General features: G+C 63.0%; 20 protein-coding genes. 6 read left to right on the top strand and 14 right to left on the bottom strand.

Features of this window, described 5'->3' with window-relative positions; all coding sequences use genetic code 11:
* The 12 genes from Q4S41_RS13735 to alaS all read right to left on the bottom strand — a co-directional run.
* The coding region (locus tag Q4S41_RS13735) for a beta strand repeat-containing protein (RefSeq protein WP_305031695.1) at positions 1-2,325 on the bottom strand (2,325 nt) is incomplete at its 3' end.
* A 288-nt stretch (positions 2,326-2,613) separates the two neighbouring features.
* The gene (locus Q4S41_RS13730; protein WP_305031694.1) at positions 2,614-4,512 is read right to left on the bottom strand and encodes a 7TM diverse intracellular signaling domain-containing protein; all 1,899 of its coding nucleotides are present in this window, start codon (positions 4,510-4,512) and stop codon (positions 2,614-2,616) included.
* 115 nt (positions 4,513-4,627) lie between these two features.
* Positions 4,628-5,764, bottom strand: coding sequence for a TlpA disulfide reductase family protein (locus Q4S41_RS13725; protein WP_305031693.1), 1,137 nt, complete (start codon positions 5,762-5,764; stop codon positions 4,628-4,630).
* A gap of 212 nt (positions 5,765-5,976) precedes the next feature.
* Positions 5,977-7,431, bottom strand: a complete 1,455-nt coding sequence (gene gatB, locus Q4S41_RS13720) for an Asp-tRNA(Asn)/Glu-tRNA(Gln) amidotransferase subunit GatB (protein WP_305031692.1) — start codon at positions 7,429-7,431, stop codon at positions 5,977-5,979.
* 146 nt (positions 7,432-7,577) lie between these two features.
* Positions 7,578-8,426 carry an energy transducer TonB gene (locus Q4S41_RS13715; protein ID WP_305031691.1) on the bottom strand — a complete coding sequence of 283 codons (849 nt, stop codon included), beginning with the start codon at positions 8,424-8,426 and terminating at the stop codon, positions 7,578-7,580.
* Between the two features lie 130 nt (positions 8,427-8,556).
* Positions 8,557-9,297, bottom strand: a complete 741-nt coding sequence (locus Q4S41_RS13710; protein ID WP_305031690.1) for an energy transducer TonB — start codon at positions 9,295-9,297, stop codon at positions 8,557-8,559.
* A 153-nt stretch (positions 9,298-9,450) separates the two neighbouring features.
* Positions 9,451-10,422, bottom strand: a complete 972-nt coding sequence (locus tag Q4S41_RS13705) for an LIC11966 family surface protein (protein ID WP_305031689.1) — start codon at positions 10,420-10,422, stop codon at positions 9,451-9,453.
* A gap of 117 nt (positions 10,423-10,539) precedes the next feature.
* Positions 10,540-11,370 carry a TonB family protein gene (locus Q4S41_RS13700; RefSeq protein WP_305031688.1) on the bottom strand — a complete coding sequence of 277 codons (831 nt, stop codon included), beginning with the start codon at positions 11,368-11,370 and terminating at the stop codon, positions 10,540-10,542.
* 7 nt (positions 11,371-11,377) lie between these two features.
* On the bottom strand, positions 11,378-12,148 hold the full coding sequence (locus tag Q4S41_RS13695; protein ID WP_305031700.1) for an energy transducer TonB: 771 nt from the start codon (positions 12,146-12,148) through the stop codon (positions 11,378-11,380).
* A 98-nt stretch (positions 12,149-12,246) separates the two neighbouring features.
* Positions 12,247-13,011 carry an energy transducer TonB gene (locus Q4S41_RS13690; RefSeq protein ID WP_305031687.1) on the bottom strand — a complete coding sequence of 255 codons (765 nt, stop codon included), beginning with the start codon at positions 13,009-13,011 and terminating at the stop codon, positions 12,247-12,249.
* Positions 13,012-13,018: 7 nt separating this feature from the next.
* Positions 13,019-13,834, bottom strand: coding sequence for an energy transducer TonB (locus Q4S41_RS13685; protein WP_305031686.1), 816 nt, complete (start codon positions 13,832-13,834; stop codon positions 13,019-13,021).
* A gap of 12 nt (positions 13,835-13,846) precedes the next feature.
* Positions 13,847-16,531 carry an alanine--tRNA ligase gene (gene alaS, locus Q4S41_RS13680; protein WP_305031685.1) on the bottom strand — a complete coding sequence of 895 codons (2,685 nt, stop codon included), beginning with the start codon at positions 16,529-16,531 and terminating at the stop codon, positions 13,847-13,849.
* A gap of 275 nt (positions 16,532-16,806) precedes the next feature.
* Here alaS and Q4S41_RS13675 point away from each other — a divergent pair, with 275 nt between their 5' ends.
* The 6 genes from Q4S41_RS13675 to Q4S41_RS13650 are packed head-to-tail and all read left to right on the top strand — an operon-like array spanning position 16,807 to position 22,023.
* Entirely contained in the window at positions 16,807-17,835 is a 1,029-nt protein-coding gene (locus tag Q4S41_RS13675; protein WP_305031684.1) for a glycoside hydrolase family 53 protein, read from the top strand.
* A gap of 21 nt (positions 17,836-17,856) precedes the next feature.
* Positions 17,857-18,228: a MerR family transcriptional regulator gene (locus Q4S41_RS13670; RefSeq protein ID WP_305031683.1), complete on the top strand. Its 372-nt coding sequence runs from the start codon at positions 17,857-17,859 to the stop codon at positions 18,226-18,228.
* A gap of 6 nt (positions 18,229-18,234) precedes the next feature.
* Entirely contained in the window at positions 18,235-19,374 is a 1,140-nt protein-coding gene (dprA, locus tag Q4S41_RS13665; RefSeq protein ID WP_305031682.1) for a DNA-processing protein DprA, read from the top strand.
* A gap of 35 nt (positions 19,375-19,409) precedes the next feature.
* Positions 19,410-20,312, top strand: a complete 903-nt coding sequence (locus Q4S41_RS13660; protein ID WP_305031681.1) for a hypothetical protein — start codon at positions 19,410-19,412, stop codon at positions 20,310-20,312.
* 1 nt (position 20,313) lies between these two features.
* Positions 20,314-21,210 carry a hypothetical protein gene (locus Q4S41_RS13655; RefSeq protein ID WP_305031680.1) on the top strand — a complete coding sequence of 299 codons (897 nt, stop codon included), beginning with the start codon at positions 20,314-20,316 and terminating at the stop codon, positions 21,208-21,210.
* A gap of 9 nt (positions 21,211-21,219) precedes the next feature.
* Complete coding sequence (locus Q4S41_RS13650; protein ID WP_305031679.1) at positions 21,220-22,023, top strand: aminotransferase class IV; 804 nt, start codon at positions 21,220-21,222, stop codon at positions 22,021-22,023.
* Here Q4S41_RS13650 and Q4S41_RS13645 read toward each other — a convergent pair.
* A complete protein-coding gene (locus Q4S41_RS13645) occupies positions 21,998-22,567 on the bottom strand; it encodes an energy transducer TonB (RefSeq protein WP_305031678.1) in 570 nt (189 codons plus the stop codon). The two genes, Q4S41_RS13650 and Q4S41_RS13645, sit on opposite strands and share 26 nt — an antisense overlap.
* A 9-nt stretch (positions 22,568-22,576) precedes the next feature.
* On the bottom strand, positions 22,577-23,371 hold the full coding sequence (locus Q4S41_RS13640) for a thymidylate synthase (RefSeq protein WP_305031677.1): 795 nt from the start codon (positions 23,369-23,371) through the stop codon (positions 22,577-22,579).
* Positions 23,372-23,379: the final 8 nt, after the last annotated feature.

Here is a 23,379-nt window from a genome sequence, read left to right as displayed (position 1 = left end):
GCCGGCCACGTAGCCGTTGCCGGCCACCCGGAAGCCGCCGGCCTGGTCGGCGCCGGTCTGGTTCTGGATGAAGCTGCTGCTGCCGACCGCCGTAGTCTGAATGGTGTTGTCGGGAAAGCGGAAACCGCCGGTGCTGCTGAACACCTGCCCGGCCACCTCCAGCTTCTGGCCGGGGTTGGTGGTGCCGATGCCCACGTTGCCGGCGGTGGTCACGCGCAGACGCTCGGCCTCGCTGCCGGAAGGGCCGGTGCTCACCAATACGCTGCCGCCGTCGCGGCCGGCCAGCACCAAGCGCTGGCCGTTGGTGCGCAGCACGGCATCGCCGGCCTGGGCCAGACTGGAATACTCGCCGTTGTTGGCGGCCAGGGCCAAGTTGAGCGAGCCGCTGTTGTTGCTGATGCCCACGCTGGCCGGCTGGGCCGTGCCCGTGCTCGCGGTCAGCTGCAGGCTGCCGTCTTTAATTTCGAGCTTCTCGGCGGGCGTGGCGGTGGTGCCAATGCCCACCCGGCCGCCTACCGTGCCGCTGCCGCCGATATTGAAATTGGCCCCGCTTTGCAGTGCGGTCTGGTTGAGCACGGCACTGCCGCCGGTCAGGCCCGCCGTGGTCTGAATGGTGTTGTCGGGAAAGCGGAAGCCGCCGGTGCTGCTGAACACCTGCCCGGCCACCTCCAGCTTCTGGCCGGGGCTGGTGGTGCCCACGCCCACGTTGCCGGCCACGTAGCCGTTGCCGGCCACCCGGAAGCCGCCGGCCTGGTCGGCGCCGGTCTGGTTCTGGATAAAAGTGGCGCTGCTGGCCGAGATGGCCGCCGTGGTTTGCACCGTGTTATCGGGAAAGCGGAAGCCGCCGGTGCTGCTGAACACCTGCCCGGCCACTTCCAGCCGCTGGCCGGGGCTGGTGGTGCCGATGCCCACGTTGCCACCGTCCTTCACGAAAAGCCGGCCGCTGGCCACGCTGCTCTCGCTCAGGTTCAGGCCCCCGCCTTGCAGGCTGAAATTATACTTGTCGACCCCGGCGGCAGTGTTCACGCCCAGCACCCGGTTGCCGCCGTCGGCCTGCACCGTGAGCGGGTGGCCGGGGGCCGTGGTGCCAATGCCCACGTTGCCGCCCACGTAGCTGTTGCCGCTCACGTTGGCGTTGCCCGCCACGTCGAGCCGCTGGCCGGGGGTGCTGGTGCCAATGCCCACGTTGCCGCTCACGGTGGCGTTGCCGGCGTTGTCGATGCGCAGGCCGTTGGCGTTGCCGGGGGCGTTGCTGAGGTAGTTGCCGTTGAGGCCCAGGTTGGTGGTGGCCGTGTGGTTGCCGAGGTTGTCGCCGGGCACGTTCTGGAAGTTCACCCCGCTCAGCACGGGGGCGGCCAGGGTGGAGGTGGGCGTGAGGACGATGACGCCGTTGCCGGCCTGCGCGCCGGCCGTCATGGTGGTGGCGCTGGTGCCGGCGGGCGCTACGTAAGAGCTGCCGCCCCCGCCGGCCCCGCCGCCGCTGGCGCCGAAGCGCCCGCCCCAGTAGCCGCCGCCGCCGCCGCCCGCATACTGGTTGGAGAAGTTGCTGCCGCCCTGGCCCAGGGCGTTGCCGCTGGTTTGGGTGGCCCCGGCCCCGCCGCCGGTGCCGCTGCCCGCCGCCCCGTCGGGGGCCCCGCCCACCCCGCCCGCGTTGCCGGTAGCGCCGCCGCCGCCGGCCGCCACCACCAGGCGGTCGGTGTAGGCCGGGCCGCTGGCGCTGCTGCGCACGTCGCTGGCCCCGCCGCCGCCCCCGCCGCCGAGGCCGCCGTTGCCGCCCCCGTTGTAGCCGCCCCCGTTGCTGAAGGCCAGGCTGCCGGCCCCGCCCACGTAGAGGTACAGCGTCTGGCCCGGGGTCACGGCCAGCTGGGTTTGCACCTGGGCCCCTTTGCCGCCGGAAGCGTAGTTGCTTCCGACCCCGCCCTGGGCTCCGCTGGCACTCACGCGCAGGCTGTTCACGCCGGCCGGCACCGTGTAGGGTTGCACCGCCCCCGTGTAGCTAAACGTGACGGCCGGCAGCTGCCCGGCCTGGAGCGCCGTGCTCAGGGCCTCATCCCAGGCCGTGCCGTTCCAGGTGTTGAGCTTGTTGGTGTCGGTGTTGTAAATGGTGAGGCCGGCCGCCGGGCTGGCAATGGCGTCGCGCTGGGCCACGGTCAGGCGCGGGGGCAGCAGGCCCTTGCTGGTGCTGCTCACGTCGAGCGCGGCCGAGGCATTGGGAGTGGTGGTGCCGATGCCCACGCTCCCGGTGGGCGTTTGGGCGTGGGCCAGGCGTGGGGAGGCCAGCAGCAGGGCGGCGACCAGCGGGGCGAGGAGGTATCGGTGCAGCATAGAATCAGGAATAACAAAGCCAGACACAACCCACCCCCGCCGTGCAGCGGCGCCAGCCCCGAGGGCTGTCCTCAGGGGCCGGCGCGCCGCCCGCGCGGGGTGGCGCGGTGGCCGAAGGGATTCGGGGTGCCGGGGCGATGGCCGACCGGCTCCGGCGCTGCAAACCTGGCCTCGCCCTAGCCCGCTTTCCTAAAATAGAGCGTAGACAAAGTATGGACAGCTTTGATAAGCCACCTGATAATTAGCCCGTTATTTCCTACCTGAAGCCGAACCGGATTCTTCGGCGGGTTACTGCTCGGCTGCTGGCTCGTCGGGCGGCGCGGGGGCGGGGGCGCGGCCGGCGGCCAAGTCGGCGGCCAGGTCGGCGGCCGCAATCTTCTTGAAAAGGCGGGTTTTGGCCCGGCGCACGCTAGCCGGGTCGATATTAAGCAGGGCCGCAATTTCCTTCGTGGCCAGCTTGATGTGGAAGTAGCAATACAGCCGCTGCTCGTTGTTGGTGAGGGCCGGGTAGCGGGCCTGCAACTCCTCGAAAAAGCGCGGGTGCACCTGCTCGAAGTGCAGCTTGAACCGGCCCCAGTCCTCGTCGAGGTACAGGTTGGTTTGCAGGATGGACTTGATGCCGGACAGCTCTTTCTGCTGGCCCGGGCGCTGCACGTTCAACTCCTGAATCTGCTCTTTCAACTCGGCCAGCAAAGCGTTTTTCTGCTGCACGTAGAGGCTGGTGGAGGCCAGCTCGCGCTGGTTGGCTTCGAGCTGCGCTTGTAATTCCTGGTTGGTGGCCTGGTGCTGCTGGTTGTCTTCGCTGAGTTGCTGGGCGTGCTGCTCGCGCGCCTGCTGCCGCTGCTCCAGGGCCAGCAGTGCCGTTTGAATGTGCTGGTTTTTGAGCACGATTTCGCGGTTGCGCAATTCTTTCTCCTGTATATCCAGCGCCAGGGAATCGGCTTCCCGCTCCTTGGCCACCAACGTCTGCTGCAGGCTTTGGGAGCGAATGCTCAAGGCCACCGAAAAGCACAGCGCGTGCGCGAGAATGGCCATATCCGGCAGCAGTTGGTTGCCAGTATTGTCGTAGTTGATGAAAACGTGGTACCCCGCAATAAACAGAATGAAGCACAGCGGCAGCACGTTGGCCAGCAGGAAGGGCCATGCCAGCGGCAGCCGCCGCTGGTGCGCCACCACCCCAATGGCCAGCAACAGCCCCACCACGCCCAGCACCAGCAGGTTGTCGTAGGGTAGGCTGTACTGGTTGAGATAGAAGCCGTTGAGGTTCACCAGTGCCACCACCACCGTGAAACCGAAGTAGCCGCGCAGGGCGTAGCGCAACGCAGCATCGAGGCGGGGCAACCGGGCCGGGGTGAGCAGGAAGGCCCGGGTCATCTGCCCGAACCCCAAGAGCATCAACACCACGCTCAGGTGCATGGCCACGTTGTTGAGGGTGTAGGCGTAGCTGCGGCCGTCGGGCAGCACCAATTGGCTGAACACCGGGGCCGGCCATAGCATTTTGAAATACCCTCGAAACGCGGTGACGTACAGCACCGCCCCCACCTGCGAGCAGAGGTAAAACAACGTGCTGCGGTCGCGGTAGCGCACATACGTGGGCAGGTTGGTGAGCAGCAGCAGCAGCAGCGCCGTGAGCGACACGGCCCAGGCCGTGCTGTAGAAGCGGTCCACTTGCTGGGCCACGGCCTGTTTTTCCAGGTGTAGCTGTAGGCGAATGGCGGCCGGGAGCGTGGCACCGGGGCTCAGGTCGACTCGGACGTACAGCGTGGTGGTGCTGCGGGTCGGCAGCCGCACCGGCAGCCCGCCCTTCACGCGCTGGCTGTCGGTGGGGGCGGCCACGCCCGCGCGGCGCGTGCGCCACGCCCGGGCATCGCGGTCGAAATTAAAAAGCGTATTGTCCAGATTGGGGAGCACCGTGAGCCGGTAGGCTTCGGCGTAGCGGCTGCGGTTGGTCAGGGCCAGCTTCAGCCAATACCGGCGGCACCGGGCCGGACGCAGCGAGTCGACGGGGCCAAAGACCAAGGTTGTATCGCTGCGAATTCTATCCCAATCATAGCCCCGGTCTGGCAGCACACCTAGGTTTGCCACGCTGATGCCAGCGGGCACCAGCACCGCTGGCACGGGCTGAGCGAACAACTGCAGCAGGCTGGCAAAAAAGAGGAGAAGAAGCGTAAAAGTCTTTTTCGTCACAAAAAAGCTGGTGAGGGCCTATGCGCAAACTGAACAATTAGCATACGCGCATCTGGCAACAAAAAAGGTTCTCCGGATGACCGGAGAACCTTTTGATTGGTTTTGAACAGTGCCGTTAGTTCACGGGCGTGGTTTTCAGCACCTCGGCCAGCTTGGCGGCCAGCGCTTCGCCGCGCAGGTTCTTCGCAATGATTTTGCCCTGCGGGTCGAGCAGGAAGGACTGCGGAATGGATTTCACGCCGTACGCCGCGCCGGCCACGCTGTTCCAGCCGGCCAGGTCCGACACGTGGTGCCAGGTAAGGCCGTCGGAGGCAATGGCTTTCTCCCACTTGCCCTTGTCCTGGTCCAGCGATACGGAGTAGATGGTGAAGCCTTTACCCTTGTCCTTGAAGGCGTTGTAGGCCTTCACTACGTTGGGGTTTTCCTGGCGGCAGGGACCGCACCAGCTGGCCCAGAAGTCAATCAGCACGTACTTGCCGCGCAGGCTACTGAGGGCCAGCTTGGTGCCGTCGGGCTGCATCAGGTTGATTTCCGGCGCCTGGGTGCCGGTGGCCGTGGCGCGCATGGGTTCGAGGCGGGCCGCCAGGTCTTTGGTGAAGGGAGAGTTGGGATTGGCCTTGTGCTGCACGGTGGCAATGGAATCGGCAAAGGCGAAATCGGCTTCCGGGTCGAGAAACGCGCCCACGGCAAAGCCGCTCACCACGGCCGTCGGATTGCGCCGGATGAGGCCCTTCACTTTGGCACCCTTCGCATCCACAATGGCCATGAACTGCTTCTGGATGGCCTCCATCTCGGCCGTTTTGCCGGCCTGGCCGGCGGTGTTGTAGCGCTGCTTCAGGCTTTCCATCTCGTCCTGGCCGCCCATGGAGGTCTGAATGAGCTGGCGCAGAATCTCGGCGTCCTTGCTGCCCTTCACGGTATAGGTGGCGGGCAGGCTTTTGGCGTCGCCGTTGAGCTGCACGTGGGTTTTGTTGTCAAGCAGCAGCAGTACTTGGTTGGCTTCATCCAGCTTGAGCTGGAAAATGCCCGGCGTGGCCGACAAGCCTTTCAGCGTGAAATTGCCGGAAGCATCGGTCTTGGTCTGCCCCTTCTCCACGAACTGGTTCGACGTCAGCTCCGAAAGGTGCAGCACGGTGCCGGCCGGCGCGTTTTTGAGCTGGCCCGTCACTTCGTAGCCTTCGGCGGCGGAAGCCGGCTGGCAGGCGTTGGCGAAACCCAGCACCGTGGCGGCAATGAAAACAGATTTTATCATAGGATGGAGCATGTGCTGATGCGTAAAAATAGCCAACGCCAGGCAGAAAAGTTATTGTTCCACAGAACCGTCTGTTATGTCAAATACGGTACGTCATGCAGAGCGCAGCGAAGCTTCTTGCCCGCCACCACTAACTTAAGTCGATTGGTTTGCTCCGGCACGCGAGATGCTTCGCTGCGCTCTGCATGACGGCCTCTTGTATCGTTCAATTCCTACCCTTCCAGCGCGGCGCGCAGGAGCTGGTTGGCCAGCTTGGGGTCGGCTTTGCCACTAGTTAGCTTCATGAGTTCGCCCATGAACATGCCGGTGAGCGACTTTTTGCCGGCGCGGTACTCGGCTACCTTGGCGGGATTGCCGGCCAGCACCTGCTCCACCAGCGCGGCTAGTTCGCCGTTGTCGGCTTGCTGGAGCAGGCCGAGACTTTCGGCGGCACCGGTGGCGTTGGCGGTGGGGTGCTCGAGGAAGTGCGGAAACAGCTGCTTGCTGGCCACCGAGTAGTTGATTTTGCCCGCGTCAATCAGTTCGATGATGCCGGCCAGCTGGGCGGCGTCGAGCGGGAAATCGGCCATGGTGAGGGCGCGCTCGTTGAGGTAGCTTTTCACCGGGCCCATCACCCAGTTGGCGGCGGCTTTGGCGTTGGGCGTGAGGCGCGAGAGGTCGTCGAAAAACAGGGCCACCTCCTTCTGGTCAATCAACACGGAGGCGTCGTAGTCGCTGAGGCCCAGCTCGCCCACGAAGCGCGAGTAAAGCTGCTGCGGCAGGGCCGGCAGTTCGGCGGCCACGCGGTGCAGCCATTCGTCCGAAATCACCAGCGGGGGCAGGTCGGGCTCGGGGAAGTAGCGGTAGTCGTTGAGGGTTTCCTTGCTGCGCTGGCCGTTGGTGGTGCCGCTGGCGGCGTCAAAGCCGCGGGTTTCGCTGTCCACTTCGCCGCCGGCCTCAATGATGGTGATTTGGCGTTCAATCTCGTAGGCAATGGCGCGCTGCACGTTGCGGAAGGAGTTCATGTTCTTCACCTCCACCTTCATGCCGAACTGGGTAGCGCCCTTTTTCATCACCGAAATGTTGGCGTCGCAGCGCAGGGAGCCTTCTTCCATGTTGCCGTCGCAGATGCCGAGGTATTCCACCAGCTTCTTGATTTCGGTCAGGTAGGCGTAGGCTTCCTCGCCGGTGCGGATGTCGGGCTCGCTCACAATCTCGATGAGCGGCACACCGGCGCGGTTCAGGTCCACGAGGGTTTCGGTTTCGCCGGCCAGGTGCATCGATTTGCCCGCGTCTTCCTCCATGTGAATACGCGTGACGCCAATTTTCTTCACGCCGTCGGCCACCCGAATGTCGACGTGGCCGTCGTAGCAAATCGGGGTTTTGTCCTGCGTAATCTGGTAGCCCTTGGGCAGGTCGGGGTAAAAGTAGTTTTTGCGGGCAAACAGGTTGTCGCGCCGAATCTGGCAGTTGGTGGCCAGGCCCATTTTCATGGCAAACTCCACGGCCGTGCGGTTCACCTTGGGCAAGGTGCCGGGGTGGCCGAGGGTGATAACCGACAGGTTGGTATTGGGCGCAACGCCGTACTCGTTCTCATCGGCCGAGTACATTTTGCTGTGCGTCAGCAACTGAGCGTGTACTTCGAGGCCGATAACGGGCTGGTATTGGGCAAGGGTGGCTTCGTCCATAACAAGAAAACGCGGGGTACTAAAAGCTATTCAGCCTTAAAGGTAACGGCTGCGGTCAAGCCCGCCACGCTGGACCGCCCCCAAAAGCCCGCCACATGCCCGCAAACCTGTTTATTTCACCCCCCGCAACCGCCCGTGGCTGGCGGCTACCAGCCCCGCGCCGCCCGCGGGTAATAAGCGCCACCGGCCGTTCGGGCCGGCAGTTCCATGGTGTAGTACACGGGCACGGTGTAGCGGCTTTGCACGGTTTGGCCGTCGCGCCGGGCGGGCACAAACTGCCGCTTGAGCTTGGCCACGGCCCGCAGCGCGGCCTCGTTGAGGAACGACGAGCTCGATTTCACCACCTTGGCGTTGGCAATGCGGCCGTCTTCGCCCACCAGCAGCTCCACGTCGACTTCGCGGTTCAGGCCGGCGCGGGCCATGCGGTACAGGTGGGCGCTTTCGCGGCGCATGGCGTCCATTTCCCGGGGGGTGAGGCGCACGCCTTTGGCCAGCTCCTTGGTGAGCTGGGCTTCGCCGCCGGGGTAAAGCGGCAGTTGCTCGTAGATGAAATAGGGCACCGGCGCGCCGTTGGGGCCGTAGCAATTGCCGATGCCGCAAAGGCCCTTCTCGTAATGGTCGCGCCGCTTCAGGGTGCCGTCGGGGTAGTAGGTGAGCAGGTCGCCGTGCCGCTGGCCGTTGTAGAAGTCCTCTTTGGTACGCATCCGGCCATCTTCGTACCAGGTGGTGAGGGTGCCGTGCACGGTCTGGCGGTAGGCATTGCTATACGGAATGTATTGCCGCAGCGCGCCTGAAGGATAATACACCCGCGTGACGGCGGCCAGGCTGTCGCGAAACGTGGTTTCGGCGCAGTAGGCCGTGGTATCGGCCGGGGTGGTGAGCTGAAAATCGGGCGTGTAAAAAGTGGCCGGCGGCTGGGGCAGGGCCGGCCCCTGCGCCAGGCTAGCCAGCGGCAAGCCTATCAAAAACCCAAACGCGAATAGCTGTGCTTTCACCGGATAATAGTAGAGGCCGAAATGCCGCAGAACCTTTGCGGGCGGCTACAAACCTAAAGTTACGCACAAGCTACGCAGGAGTTGATGCCAGCTAAAATTTCTTTTCGAATGGTGCACTAAGCACCCGCCCTTAGTGGTCAGTCGCGTCCGTCAAGAAGTTAACTTTCGGCGAATCATAATAGGCGTTTGGCATGTTCCAGCCTTGGGGCGGCGCACCAAGCTTGATGGGCAGCGTGTAAATAACAGCCACGTTTTCGCCATCAATGGTGGGGGGTGCCTGGAACGGGGCTATCCGTTTCAGGGCATCCAGTACGGCCTGACCCATGCTTTCCGAGGGCGCTTTCAGTACGGTGGCCCCCGTAATCTTGGCGTGCTCGTCCACAATAAATTTAAGGGTGGCGATGCCATAATTGCGCTTCACCATGTACTCCGGAGGCAGCACAACAGCTTTTTGAATGTCTCTCATCAGGCCGGTCATGCCCTCCGGGTACTGGGGCGCGTGCTTTTCTTCCTGGCACCCGGTGGCCTGCCCCGTGGCAGTGAAGCACTGTTGGCTCACCAGTTTGTCATGCTGGTATACTTTCGTGCGGCTCAGGGCGCCGCTGGCGTCGAACAGTTGCACCTCGCCTTGCCGGTGCCCGCCCACGTATTCCTCCCGCTTGCGCAGCTTGCCCGCTTCGTCGTAACTCATGGCTACCCCGTGGCGGATTCCCATCCCGACGTGGGCCAAGGGCACTACGCGCCACAGTTTGCCCGACGGATAGTATTCCCGCATAAGGCCGCTCGCGCTGTCGCGCATCGTGATTTCGGCGCGGTGGTCGGCTCCGTCGGCCGTGAGCATTTGCTCGCCCTGCGCCGTGAGGTAAACCATGACTTTGCGTGGGTAAGTAGTCGGACCTGATTGGGCGGCGCCTGGCAGGGCCCAACCCAAGCCCATAGCAGACAGGCATGCTGCTTTCGCCCAGCTTCTGAGTGAATTCGAGCCCAAAGCCCCCGTTTGGTTAAATGGCATGGTCGAAATCGGTTAGTCGTTCATTACCGGCACGTAGGTATCCATAAAAGCGGCCGAGGTGCGGTTGTAAGCTTCGTTGAACTTCTGGTTCTGGGTGTTGAAGGTGTTGATGTGCGTGTTGATGGTTTGGGCGTCTACTTTGGTGAGGTGGTCTTTGTTTTTCATCAGCTCGGCCACTTGCACAAACTGCTTGGCGCACATCACCATGTAGAGGTTGGCAAAGTCGCGGGCGGCGTTGCGGTAGGCCATGTCCTTGCCCCGAAAGGCCGGCACGGCCGACAGCTCGGCGGCCGATTTTTCGGCCTCGGCGGCCAGGGTCACGCGGGCGGCTTCGAAAGCGGCGGCGTCCTGGGCGTTGAGGGCGTCTGTTAGTTTGGCACTGGCTTTCTGCACCCGGAAATAGGGCAGGAAAACCTGGTGCTGGTACTTGTTCACAGCCGTGACCTGGCGGGTGTATTCGGCCAGTTTGACCGACTCGCGCGTCGACTCGATGTTCATGCCGAACTGCTTGGCAAAGCGCCGTTGGGCGGCGTTCACGCTGTCGTCCACCACGGCCAGCTTGGCTTCGGCGGCTTCCTGGGCGGCGTAGTAGCGTTCCATGGCTTCAAAGCTTTCGGTGCGGGTGGCGGCCAGGGCGTTCACCTGCTTGTAGTCGGCCGAGTACACTTCCAGCATGGTTTTGAAGGCTTTCAGGGCCGCCGCGCGCAGCTCGGCGTTGCCTTGGTAGGCGGCGGGTATGCGCTGCACGTTGGCCACGGCCACTTTGTTTTGCTCCACCACTTCAAGGCGGCGGTTTTCAATCTTGCGGTCGTTTTCGCTGTGCGCGGCCTTGCTGATGTAGCGCAGGTTTTTCTTGAGCAGGTCGACCTGCTCGTTCACGATGGCGTTGTTGTAGCTGGCCGGGTCGCTGAAAGTTTGGGCCGCGGCGGGCAGGGCACAGGTCGAGAAAAAGCAGCCAACGACGATTTGGGTAAAAAAGCGCATAAGCAAAAAAAATGGAGATGGTGGGAATTGGACCGCCGCAAAGTTGCCAACTTGTTCCAATTATCCAACCGCTGCCCGCCCTTCTTTTTGCCTGCACCCTCGCTCACCCAACCCTGGTTACTGGATACGGAACGTGACCGGCACCGTGAAGGAAACGGCCACCGGCTCGCCGTCTTGCCGGCCCGGCGCGAAGGGCTTAAGCTGGCGCACGGCACTCACGGCCGCTTCCTGCAAGGACTGGTAGGCGCGGGCCAGGTTTTTGGGCACCTCCCCTTCCTTGGGCTGGTTGGGCTCGATGTCCTCCACGCGGCCGTCGCGGCTCACCACAAACTTCACCTTCACCACCCCAAATACCCGCTGTTTCAGGGCCTCCACGGGGTAGCGGGTGTTCAGCATCACGGCGCGCACCACGGCGGCGTTGTCGCCGGCGCCTTCCGAATACACCGGCATCTGCTCGTAAGGAAAGTAAGCCACCGGCTGGCCATCAGGCCCGAAGCATTCGCCCGTCACGGGCTGGTCGGGCTGGTGATGGTCGCGCCGCTTGAGTTTGCCATCGGCGTAGTAAGTCACCAAATCGCCCACCACTTTGCCGGCCCGAAACGTGGCCTGGTAGCGCAGCTGGCCGCCCTCGTAATACTCGCTCACGGTGCCGTGGCGCAGGAATGAGCGCACATTGGCCAGCGGCACAAAGGACTTGAGCTTGCCCGAGGGCAGATAATAAGTGCGCGTGGTACCGCCTACCGAGTCGCGGTACGTGGTTTCCTTGCGCTCAATGGCCCCGGCTGCGGAAGGCAGCTTATGGCGGTTGGCGTCGAGGTACACGATTTCGACGGGGCGGGCGGCGGGCAGAGCGGTGCTCGGCGGGGTGGACTGGTCCTGGGCCCGCCCAGCCGCCGCGAAGCTCAGCAGGCCGGCCGTGAGCAACAGGCGGTGGCAGGTCATCGACATGGGGAGGCTATTGAATGGCAAACGTGACCGGGATGGTGAACGGGACCGCCACGGGCTGGCCGTCCTGCTGGCCGGGGATGAAGGGTTTCAGGCGCTGCACAGACTGCACCACTTGCTCATCGAGCGACGGAAAAACGCCCTGCACCACCTTGACATCAGCCACCGCCCCCGTTTTGGTTACTTTGAAGCTCACAAATACCCGCCCGGATTTACCGGCCTTCAAGGCATCCTTCGGGTATTTCACCCCGCGCTGAATAGCGTAGACCACGGCCCCGAGGCCACCGTCACCGACGGGATAAACGGGCAGCTTTTCGTACTCAAAAAACGGCACCGACTGTCCGTCGGGCCCGAAGCACTCGCCACTCGACGTGAAGTCGCTGGTGTAGCTGGCGCGCCGCTTGAGCTGGCCGTTGGGGTAATAAAGCCGCATTTCGCCCAGACGGCGGCCGTGCACATACGTTTCGTGCCGGCTCAGCTGGCCGTTATCGTGCCAGGCCTCCACCGAACCGTGGGGCACCGGGAAGCCTTTTTGAAACTCTACTTCCCGGACGGATTCGCGCCGGCCAGTCATGGCAAAGGTGCGCATAATGCCTTTATCGGCATCCAAATGCTCCGTTTCGCAACGGAAAGCGGCCCCCTGCGCCGAAGGCAGCACCACGCCGGCCGAATCCAGGTATTCCGTTTTCAGATTGGCCGGAGCTTGTTGGGCCGCGGCCGGGGCCACGCCGCGCAGCGCGAACACCAGGCCGGCCAGGGACAGGTAGCGGTAGAAAGGCATCAAGGCAATGCAACAGGCCTGTATCGACCCGATAAAAGTGAGCGAAGAAAGGAACTTCAAAGATGCAAACCAGCCGGCGCCCCGGCAACCCGGGCGGGCTAGTGCCGGGGCAGGAAGTCGACGTTGACCATGTAGAAGGACTCGACCGGCTCGTTGTCCTTCAGTTCCGGGGTCCAGGTGGCGCGCAGGTTTTCGACCACGCGCAGGGCTTCACGGTCGTGTTCGGGGCCCACGCTTTTGTAGATGCGGGTTTCGTGAATCTGGCCATCAACGCCCACCATGCAGGCCACAATCACCCGCTCGCCCCGGCTGCCGGGCGGCAGCGGCACGAAGCGCACCGTATGGCTCACCTCCTCGCCCAGCATCAGCGGCCCGCGCCGATAGCGGGCATACACCAGCGCACCGTCGGCAGTAGTCGGGCAGCTCGTGACCTTGCCCGCAGCATCGAAGCACAGCCGGGTTTTGCTGTCGCCCTTTTCGTACAGTTCCAGCTGGCGCAGGGTCCCGTCGGGGTAATAGGCCTGCAACTGGCCTTCGAGCTGGCCGGCGCGATATACACGGCGGCCCTTCAACTCGCCGCCGGGGTACCAGCTCAGCGCCATGCCCTCGCGCATCTTACCCGCTTTATCGGAATAGGGAATCTGCTCTAGTCGGCGGCCGCTGCGGTTGAAAACATGCTGCACCATTCCGCCCGCCGCGGTGGGCGTGGTCACGATGCTGCGAACGGCGCCCGCCCGGGTGGGCAGGCATTCGGCCGCGGCGTTGTAGTAGATAGTATCAGCGCTGGGGGCGTTTTGGGCAACTGCGGCCAGGGGCGCGGCCACCAGCGCCACCACGGCATGACGGAAAAGAAGGAAATACATGGCCGAATTAGCGGGGGAAGCCTTGGGTTGCTCCGCCGAAACCTTGGTTTTGGGCGGGGAATGCGGGCGGCGCCTGCGTAATGCGATAAGTAATGGGCAGGGTAAACGTGACGGCGGCGGGTTCGCCGTCCTGCATGCCGGGCGTGAAGTTGGAGAGTTTTTTTACGGCCGCTATGGTTTCCGCATCCAGGGCGCTACCCAGCCCTCTGACGACTCTCACGTCCTCCACGGCACCCGTGGCCGACACGCGAAACGACACGAACACCCGGCCCTCGGTGCCATTGCGCAGCGCCTCGGCCGGATACCGCACGTTGGCCTGAATGGCGCGCACTATTTTCTCGGTGCCGCCGCCCTTGTATGTGGGCATCACTTCGTAAGGGTAATAAGGGAGCACACTCCCATCGGGGGCGTAGCATTCGGCGGTTTTGCGCTCGTTGGCTTCGTAGGTTTCGCGACGCTTCACCTTGCCGTCCGGGTAATACACCACGAATTCGCCCTGGCGCTTGTTGGCCACCAGGTCTTCTTTGGTGTGCGTAGCGCCGGAGTCGTAATACGTGGTGCGGGGCCCCAGCGTGATGTGGCGGGCCATATCCGCATACGGGGTTATCTCCTTAATCCGACCGGCCGCGTCGTAAATCCTAACCGAGCCCGTCAAACTATCCCGAAAGATGCGCTCCGTCCGATGGTCTGCTCCTTCGGGCCCGGGCAGCACATGGTTGTCAGGGGCAATGTATTCAACGGTTTTATACGGGTAGGTCGGCCGCGTCTGCGCCCAACCTACCTGCGCACTCAATAAAGCAGCCGTTAGCCAAGCTAATTTCATAAAAACGAAAGGTTAAGCCCGCGCCGCCGCCACCGTCGCCTCTGCCTTGGCAATGGCCGCGCCCAGCCCGGCCACGTTCTTGCCGCCAGCCGTAGCAAAGAACGGCTGCCCGCCGCCACCGCCCTGGATTTCCTTGGCCAGCTCGCGCACCAGCGTACTGGCGTTGAGTTTGCCGCCTTTGGCAATTTCGTCGTCCAGCATCACGGCCAGTTGGGGCTTGCCGTCGATTTCAGCCCCAAGCACGGCCACCAAATTCGGCACGGCCTGGCGCAGGTTGAAAGCCAGGGTTTTCAACGACTCGGCCGAGCTGGCCTGCACCTGCGCGGCCAGGAAGTTCACGCCGTTCAGGTCCTTCACCTGGCCCACCAGCTGGTCTTTCTGCTGGTTGATGCTTTGCTGGGCGAACTGCTCGATTTGCTTGCGCAGGCCGGCAATTTCCTCGTTCTGCTTCTCGATGCTGGTGATGAGGTGCTGGGGGTTGCCCAGCGTCTCGCGCACCTGGGCCAGCAGGTCGAGCTGCGCGGCCACGTAGGCTTCGGCCGCGCCGGCCGTTACCGCCTCGATGCGGCGCACACCAGCGCCCACGGCACTTTCGGCCGTGATTTTGAAGTAGCCGATGCTGCCGGTGTTCTGCACGTGCAGGCCGCCGCAGAGCTCCACGGAGTAGTCCTTATCGAAGGTGATGACGCGCACAAAATCGCCGTACTTCTCGCCGAATAAGGCCATGGCGCCCAGGTTCTTGGCCTCGGCGATGGGCACGTTGCGGCGCTCCACCAGCGGAATTTGCTGGCGGATGCGCTCGTTCACGATGGTTTCAATCTCGCGCAGTTGCTCATCCGTCACCTTGGTGAAGTGCGAGAAATCGAAGCGCAGCAGCTTCTCGTTCACGAGCGAGCCCTTTTGCTGCACGTGGCTGCCCAGCACGGTGCGCAGGGCGGCTTGCAGCAAGTGCGTGGCCGTGTGGTTGTTCTTGATGAGAGCACGGCGGGCGGCATCGGGCCGGGCCAGGAACTCAGCCTCCAAATCCTGGGGCAAATCCAAGGTGGTGTGGATGATGAGGTCGTTTTCCTTCTTGGTGTCAATCACGCGCACCTTGCTCAGAGGCGATTCTAAGTAGCCGGTGTCGCCAATCTGGCCGCCGCTTTCGGCGTAGAACGGGGTTTGGTCGAACACCAGCTGGTACTCGGTTTTGCCCTTCTTGTCGACTTTGCGGTAGCGCAGCAGGCGGGCCGTGGCCTCGTCCTGGTCGTAGCCCACGAAGACGTTCGGGGCGTCGGTTTCGGTCACGGTCACCCAGTCGCTCTGCTCGGTTTCCTGGGCGTTGCGGCTGCGGTTCTTCTGCTGCTCCAGTTCCTTTTTGAAGCCTTCCTCGTCCACCGTCAGGCCCTTCTCGCGGGCAATAAGAGCCGTGAGGTCAAGCGGGAAGCCGAAGGTATCGGACAGCTCAAAGGCGGTTTTGCCGTCTATGACGCCACCGTTGGCGCGGGCGCTTTCTTCCAGCGCATCCAGCCGGCGCAGGCCGGTTTCCAGCGTTTTCAGGAAGGCAATTTCCTCCTCTTCAATCACGCGCTGCACAAAGGCCGTCTGGGCTTTCAGCTCGGGGAAGATGCCGGCCATCTGGTCGGCTAGCACGGGCACCAGCTTATATAGAAAGGGTTGCTTCTGATTGAGCGACGAAAAGGCGTAGCGCACGGCCCTACGCAAAATGCGACGGATGACGTAGCCAGCCTTCACGTTGCTGGGGAGTTGGCCGTCGGCAATGGTAAAGGCGATGGTGCGGATGTGGTCGGCGATGACCCGGATGGCGATGTCCGTTTTCTCGTTCTCGGTGGCCGGCTGGTCGTTCACCGTGGCGGGCGCGGTGCCGTAGTATTCCAGGCCCACTTCCTTGGCGATGAACTTAATGAGCGGCTGAAATACGTCGGTGTCGTAGTTCGACTTCACGCCCGACACGGCCATCATCAGGCGCTCGAAGCCCATGCCGGTGTCCACGCTCTGCTCGGGCAGCTTGATGAGGGACTTGTCGGCCAAGCGCTGGAATTCCATGAACACGTTGTTCCAGATTTCTACCACCTGCGGGTGGTCGGCGTTCACCAGTTCGCGGCCGGGCTTGGCGGCGCGCTCCTCCTCGGAGCGCAGGTCGATGTGGATTTCGGTGCAGGGGCCGCAGGGGCCGGTATCGCCCATCTCCCAGAAGTTGTCCTTCTTGTTGCCGGGCAAAATCCGGTCGTCGGTCGTGTATTTACGCCACAGGTTCTGGGTTTCGGTGTCGGCGGCGGTGCCGTCCTTCTGGTCACCTTCGAAATAGGTAACGTAGAGGCGGTCTTTCTCCAGCTTGTACACCTCCGTCAGCAGTTCCCAGGCCCAGGCAATGGCGTCGGTTTTGAAGTAGTCGCCGAACGACCAGTTGCCCAGCATCTCAAACATGGTGTGATGGTAGGTATCGTAGCCAACCTCCTCCAAATCGTTGTGCTTACCGCTCACGCGCAGACACTTCTGGGTATCGGCAATGCGCTTATAGGGCGCGGGCTTGTTGCCCAGGAAATAGTCCTTGAACGGGGCCATGCCCGAGTTGATGAACAGCAGCGTGGGGTCGTCCTTCACCACAATCGGGGCCGAGGGCACGATGTGGTGGCCTTTGCTGGCGAAGAAATCGAGGAATTGCTGGCGGACAGCGGAAGCGGTGGGGAGTGACATAAGAAGCAGAAGAAAAGGGCCCGCATCCGGCGAGGAATTGGTTTTGCCACGGGGCCAGGGCTACAAAGGTAACAAACGCCTCCCCGGCCCCGGTTGCCCTGCTGCCCGTAACTTGCGCACCCCTCGCAAGTAGCATTTTCGTTGTCCTTAGAACGTCATGCAGAGCGCAGCGAGCATCTCGCGTGTGGAAGTGACTCAATCGTGGAAACGTGGCCGAGCGAGATGCTTCGCTGCGCTCTGCATGACGTTCTGCTTTTCTCCCGCATCCAACTCTTATGCCCCACTTACGTCTCCCCCACTTCGCTACCCTATTGCTTCTGCTGGTTCTAAGCAGCGCCAGCGCTGCCCCCCTCAAGCCGCGCCGGCCCCGGCTGGGAAAGGTGCTGGGCGCCGACATTTCCTTCCTGCCCCAGCTCGAAGCCCGCGGCGTCAAATTCTTGGATAAGGGCGTGGAGAAAGACGCCATTCAGATTCTGAAAGACCACGGCTTCAACTACATCCGGCTGCGCATTTTCAACAACCCGGCGGCCGACAGCGGCTACTCGCCCGGCAAAGGCTTCTGCGACCTCGCCCACACCTTGGCCATGGCCAAGCGTGTGAAAGAAGCCAACCTTAAGCTGCTGCTCGATTTCCACTACTCCGACACCTGGGCCGACCCGCAGAAGCAGTTCAAGCCCCTGGCCTGGAAAACGCTGAGCGGCGCAGCCCTGGAGCGCGGCGTGCACGACTACACCCGCGAGGTGCTACAGGCCCTGGCCGCCCAGGGCACCGCGCCCGACATGGTGCAGGTGGGCAACGAAATCAACCACGGCATGATTTGGCCCGACGGCGACGTCCAGAAAGCCGACAGCCTCGCCCGCTTCGACACGCTCGCCGGCCTGGCCAAAGCCGGCGCCAGCGCCGTGCGCGAAACCACGCCCAGCGCGCTGGTGATGATGCACATTGCCCTGGGCGGTCAGAACGGCCTTTCGGAGCTGTGGCTCGACCGGATGGTGGCGCGCAAGGTGGATTTTGATGTCATCGGCGAGTCGTATTACCCAAAGTGGCACGGCACCATTCCGGACCTGAAAAACAACCTCACGGCGCTGGCCCGCAAGTACCCGCAGGATATTGTGGTGGTCGAATATTCGGAGCGCAAGCGCGAAGTCAACGACATCGCCTTCAAGCTGCCGCACGGCAAAGGCAGGGGCAGTTTCATCTGGGAGCCGCTCAACACCTGGGAATCCATTTTCGACAAACAGGGAAAGGCGAACGAGTTGTTGTTAATTTACGACGAAATCAGCCGGAAATACCGCGTCCGTTAGCCTTCCCCCGGCCCCCCACCCATGCCCTACAAAGAGCGCAGCATCGAAAAACAATACTTCACCATTGGCGAAGTGGCCGCCCAGTTCAAGGTGGCCGAGTCGCTGGTGCGCTTCTGGGAAACCGAGTTTGACGAGCTACGCCCCCGCCGCAGCAAGAAGGGCAACCGCCTCTACACTCCGCAGGACATCGAGGTGTTCCGCACCATCTACCACCTGGTGAAGGAGCGCGGCTACACCATCCCCGGCGCCCGCGACATGCTCAAGCAGAAGGGCCCGCAGCTCAAGGAGAAGATTGACGTGGTGCAGAGCCTGGAGAAGGTGCGGGCGTTTCTGATGAGCCTCAAGAAGGAAGTGGACGCGGCGGGCAAGGCCGACCCCGACGCCGCCGAATAGCCTTCTATGCCCAATTCTACCAACTCCGACACCCTTTTCCACGAGCTGGCCCTCACGCTGCTGCCCGGCATCGGCCCGCAGCTCACACGACAGCTGATGAGCTACGGCGGCTCAGCTAAAAACGTGCTGATGATGCCGCCGGGCAAGCTGCGCCGCATCCCCGGCGTGGGCGAGGCCACAGTGAAAATGCTGACCGGAGCCGAGCGGGAAAAGGCGTTTCGCAAAGCGGAAGCGGACCTGAAAAAGGCCGAAAAGGACGGCGTGGAAATCATTTTCTACACCAGCAAGCGCTTCCCCAGCCGCCTCAAGCTGATTCCGGACGCCCCGGCCATCCTCTACTACCAGGGCACGGCCGACCTGAACGCCCTAAAAACGGTAGCCCTCGTGGGCACCCGCAAAAACACCGATTACGGCCGCGAGCAAACCGAGCGCATTATCGCGGGGCTGGTGCCGCACCGCCCGCTGGTGGTGAGCGGCCTGGCTTACGGCATCGACATCATTGCCCACCGCGCCGCTTTGCAGGAGGGCCTGGAAACTGTGGGCGTGATGGCTACCGGCCTGGACCGCATCTACCCGCACACCCACCAGAAAACTGCCGAAAAAATGCGCGAGCAGGGCGGCCTGCTCACTGAATTTCCCTTCGGCACGCCGCCTGACCGCTACAACTTCCCGGCCCGCAACCGCATCATCGCCGGCCTGAGCGACGGCACCGTGGTGGTAGAAGCGGCCATCAAGGGCGGCGCGCTGATAACCGCCGAGTTGGCCCTGAGCTACGACCGCGACGTGCTGGCCGTGCCCGGCAACCTCGGCTCCGCGGCTTCTGAGGGCTGCAATGCACTCATTAAGAGTAATAAGGCCGCCATGTACACCGAGCCGCTGGACCTGGAGCAGTTGCTGAACTGGGACGCGGCCCTGCACCAGTCGGGCAAATTCCGGCCGGTGCCCTCCTACTCGGCCGATGATTTTACGGCGGAGGAATTTGCCATCATCACCGTGCTGGCCGCTGCCACCGGCCGCGAGCTGCAAATGGACGACATTGCCTGGCAAGCCCAGATTGCCATCTACGCCGTGGCCTCGCTGCTGCTGGGGCTGGAGTTTCGGGGCGTGGTGCGGGCAATGCCGGGGAAGAAGTTTGCGTTGGTGTAATCAGCGGCATGCATTCCCGCTGATACGTCGAACCGATGAACAAAACAGGGCAACGTTTAGGGGGCATCGTCCTGTTTGCCGGCTTGTGCACCGCCGGCTGGCTGTACCGCACCACGCAATTACAGCAGGAAAAGGTGTTGCGAGAGATTTCCGGCATTGAAACGGTTCTAACAGTCAACAACCGGCAGGCGGCCCGGCAGGCCCGTGGCGTGGTCGGCTACATTGCCAAAGAAGTTTGTCGTAATCAAAACCAGACCCGCGACCTTGCCGTCCTGCACCAGAGCCAGCAGATTCTTGCCCGTACTCAGACGTTGAGCGACACGCTACGGGCCCTGGGCCGTCAGCGCTATGACCAATCTCAGACGATTGTGACGCCCGAACTGGAGCACTACCTCGACCGTTACACGGAGTTCATCCGCGCTTACGTACCCAGCACCCACACCTTAACCCGTGAATTCCCGGGTGCCCCTGACCCGGGCTGGCTAAACCGGGTTTACTTCCAGCATATGCCCCCAGCGGCCCGCCGCGCCACCCTCACCAAATTGGAAGCGATGGCGCGGCGCAGCGCATCGGCGGCGTTGAGCCAGGAAGCCCAGAAAATCGGTTCATGTTGCTGGTGCTTCTCCCGAATCAGCGCCCAGGCAGTAGCCGCGAGCGAAACCGTGGCCCCGGGCAGCGAATACCAGGCCCGGCTATTTCTGGGGGAAGCAATTCCCTTGAATCCTTCCACCATGGAGTTTACAGCCAACAGCCGACGACTCCCGGTTGATTTGCGGCAGGCCCTGGCCCAAGTGGCCATTCCGGTGCCGCCCGCCGCGCCGGGCCAGCCCGATACCGTCCGGGCCCGGTGGCACGGCACAATCCGGGCTAGGATATGCCCCACCGACACCGTTTTTGAAGTTGATGTGCCCTATATCATTGTGAAGCCCCAACGCTGAGATGAGAACTTCTGCTGCCATCCTCACCATAACGCTGCTGGCCGTTGTTGGCAGCATCGGCTACGTGCTTTATGCACAATATTCTACCCAAATCCGCTTATATCAGCAGCTAGCGCAGCTTGACGAGGTGCTGGCCCTGGACAACGATGACGCCGCCCACGCCGCCCAGAACACCTTGAAAGGACTGGAAGCCGAGGTTAAAAAAAACAATAACCAACCCCACGACCTCGCGTTGTTTGCCCGTGCTGCGGCCTTTGCCAGATGTGCCGATTCGCTGGTGAGCACCTTGCGCGACTGCCGGCAAGAAATGCTCCCCGCCACCGGCAATGGCCGGCCTCCCGGCTCCGGGCTGCCTAACCCAGGGGCAGCGGTGGCCACGCAGCTTGGCGCCGGCACGGCCAGCTACCGTACCCTCACTCGCCAGCTGGCCGATTATGCCAGAGCACAACAGCAGCTCTACCCGGCTAATCCGGCTTTGTTGTCGGCCACTGATGGTGATAAAATGCCGGTAGTGGCGGCGCTGGCCCACCTCACGCGGCTGGAGAGCGACGTGCGGACCATGGAAATCGCTACGCTTCAGCACCTGGCCCCGGAACTGGGCGCGCGCAAGCTACAGGGACGCATCATGGCCGTAGCCACTGCGGGGGCCGGGTCGGTGGCGCCGGGCTCCACCTACCGCGCCCGGCTGTACTTGGCCAAAGTGTTGCAGGGCATTCGGGTTTCGATGGCCTGCAACGGCCAGCCCGTGCACGTGGGCCCCGATGGCCAGGGGTGGGTGCGGTTCAGGGCCGGCCGGCGGCCCGGCCCGGCGGTCTGGCTCGGCGCCGTTCACCTGCAGCAAAACGGGCGCGACTCCATATTCCAGGTGCGCGTGCCCTATCGGGTGGCCCGGCGCTAGCTTTGGCCCATGCTTTTGCTGAACAACGAACTTCTGCCCACGGCCGCCCTGCCCCTGCCCAACCGCGGCCTGGCTTTTGGCGACGGCTTCTTCGAAACGTTGGTTTTCGCCGAAAACCGCCTGCGCCTTGCCGCCTACCACCATGCCCGCATGCAGCAGGCCGCCGCCGCGCTCTACCTCACGCTGCCCGCTGCCCTGGCCACCCCGAAAGCCCTGGAAACTGCCTTGGCTCAGCTCGCAGCCGCCAACCGCCTCCCCACCGCCCGCCTGCGCCTACAGCTGTGGCGCACGGGTGGCGGCCGCTACACGCCCCCCACCGACGCAGCCGAATGGCTCGCCACTGCCGAACCCTTCGTGCCCGATGACTCGCCCATCCACAAGGCCGATTTTGCCCGGAACACCCATTCCATCTATTCTCCGCTCAGCTTTTGCAAAGGCCCGCAGGCGTGGCTCTACGTGCGCGCGGCCCACGAGCGGCAGCAGCGCGGCCTCGATGAAATCATCCTATGCGACGCGGCCGGTCATGTGGCAGAAGCCGGCGCAGCGGCCATTTTCTGGGTCAAAGACAACGTGTTGTTTACGCCTTCGCTGGCCAGCGGCTGCGTGGCGGGCGTGCGCCGGGCGCAGGTCTTGCAAGCGGCGTGGGAGGCAGGCGTGGAATACCGGGAAGGGTTATATGGGCAGAACGAGCTATTGGCGGCGGAAGCTGTTTTTACAGCCAATGTGGCGGCTATTCGGCCCGTACTTGCCATCGGAAAAACGTCTTTCCAGGTCAGAATCCCTCTTTTCATTCAAATACAAACCGCTGAATGACCGTCACGGTATCCGCAGAAATGGCCGCCGGCTCGAATTGCATCTGAGAAACGACCCGAATTACTTCGGCGTCCAGCGCCGCTTCGGCGGCGGGTGTGGCGCCATCAATCGACGCCGTTGCATCCAGCAGGCGACGCGTAATGCGTACCGCCCCCACCTTTCCATTGGGTAAAACGGTTAGCAGGGCCGCCACGCTGCCGCCCACGCCAGCCCGCAGGGAAGTGGCGGGATATTTAACGTTTTGCCGTTGAAACTGGTAATAATTCCTGCCAGCCTGCGAACGTGCAGGCTCTTCTAAATGCCAGAATCGCCGAAAGACCGGAGAATTGATTGGCAGGAATGCAGGTGCCGCTGGCAGCGGTTTTTTAACTACTGTAGTGGCTGTTTTTCGCCCGGGCCGAGGCGCAGGGGCCCTAACGACGCCTGGAACTCTCACCGCCATGCCCGGCGATGCATACACTTCGTCCCGCTGTTGGGCGGCAACACTGCACAAACCGACTGAGCCGCCAAGAACAACCGCTACAACTCCCGTTGCGAATTTCATCGGGCCGGGCTACACCGCCACCGGCGCTTTTATGGCGGGCCAGGGCTCGTAATTTACCAGCTCAAAGTCTTCGTACCGGAAGCTGAAAATATCCTTCACGGCGGGGTTGATGCGCATCTGGGGCAGCGGGCGGGGCTCGCGGGTGAGCTGCAGCCTGGCTTGCTCCAGGTGGTTGCTGTAGAGGTGAGTGTCGCCGCCGGTCCAAATAAAATCGCCGGGCTGCAGGCCCACCACCTGCGCCACCATGAGGGTGAGCAGCGCGTAGCTGGCAATGTTGAAGGGCACTCCCAGAAAGACGTCGGCCGAGCGCTGGTAGAGTTGGCAGGACAGCTTGCCATCGGCCACGTAAAATTGGAACAGGGCGTGGCAGGGCTGCAACTTCATCTCGGGCAGTTCGGCCACGTTCCAGGCCGAAACGAGGATGCGGCGCGAGTCGGGCTGGGTTTTCAGCTGCTGAATAATCTGCGCAATCTGGTCGATGTGGCCGCCGTGGCCGTCGGGCCAGGAGCGCCACTGGTGGCCGTACACGGGGCCGAGGTCGCCGTTGGCATCGGCCCACTCGTCCCAGATTTTCACGCCGTGCTCCCGGAGGTAGGCAATATTGGTGTCGCCCTGCAAAAACCACAGCAGCTCGTGGATGATGCTCTTCAGATGCACCTTCTTGGTCGTCACCAGCGGGAAGCCCTCGGCCAGGTTGAACCGCATCTGCGGGCCGAAAATGGACACGGTGCCGGTGCCGGTGCGGTCGGTTTTCACGGTGCCGGTGTCGAGGATTTGGCGGAGCAGGGCTTGGTATTGGCGCATGGAAAACG

Source organism: Hymenobacter convexus (assembly GCF_030580955.1).
Classification (GTDB): Bacteria; Bacteroidota; Bacteroidia; order Cytophagales; family Hymenobacteraceae; genus Hymenobacter.
Note: the sequence above shows the minus strand (reverse complement) of the source record. Positions and strands in the feature narration are given on the sequence as shown.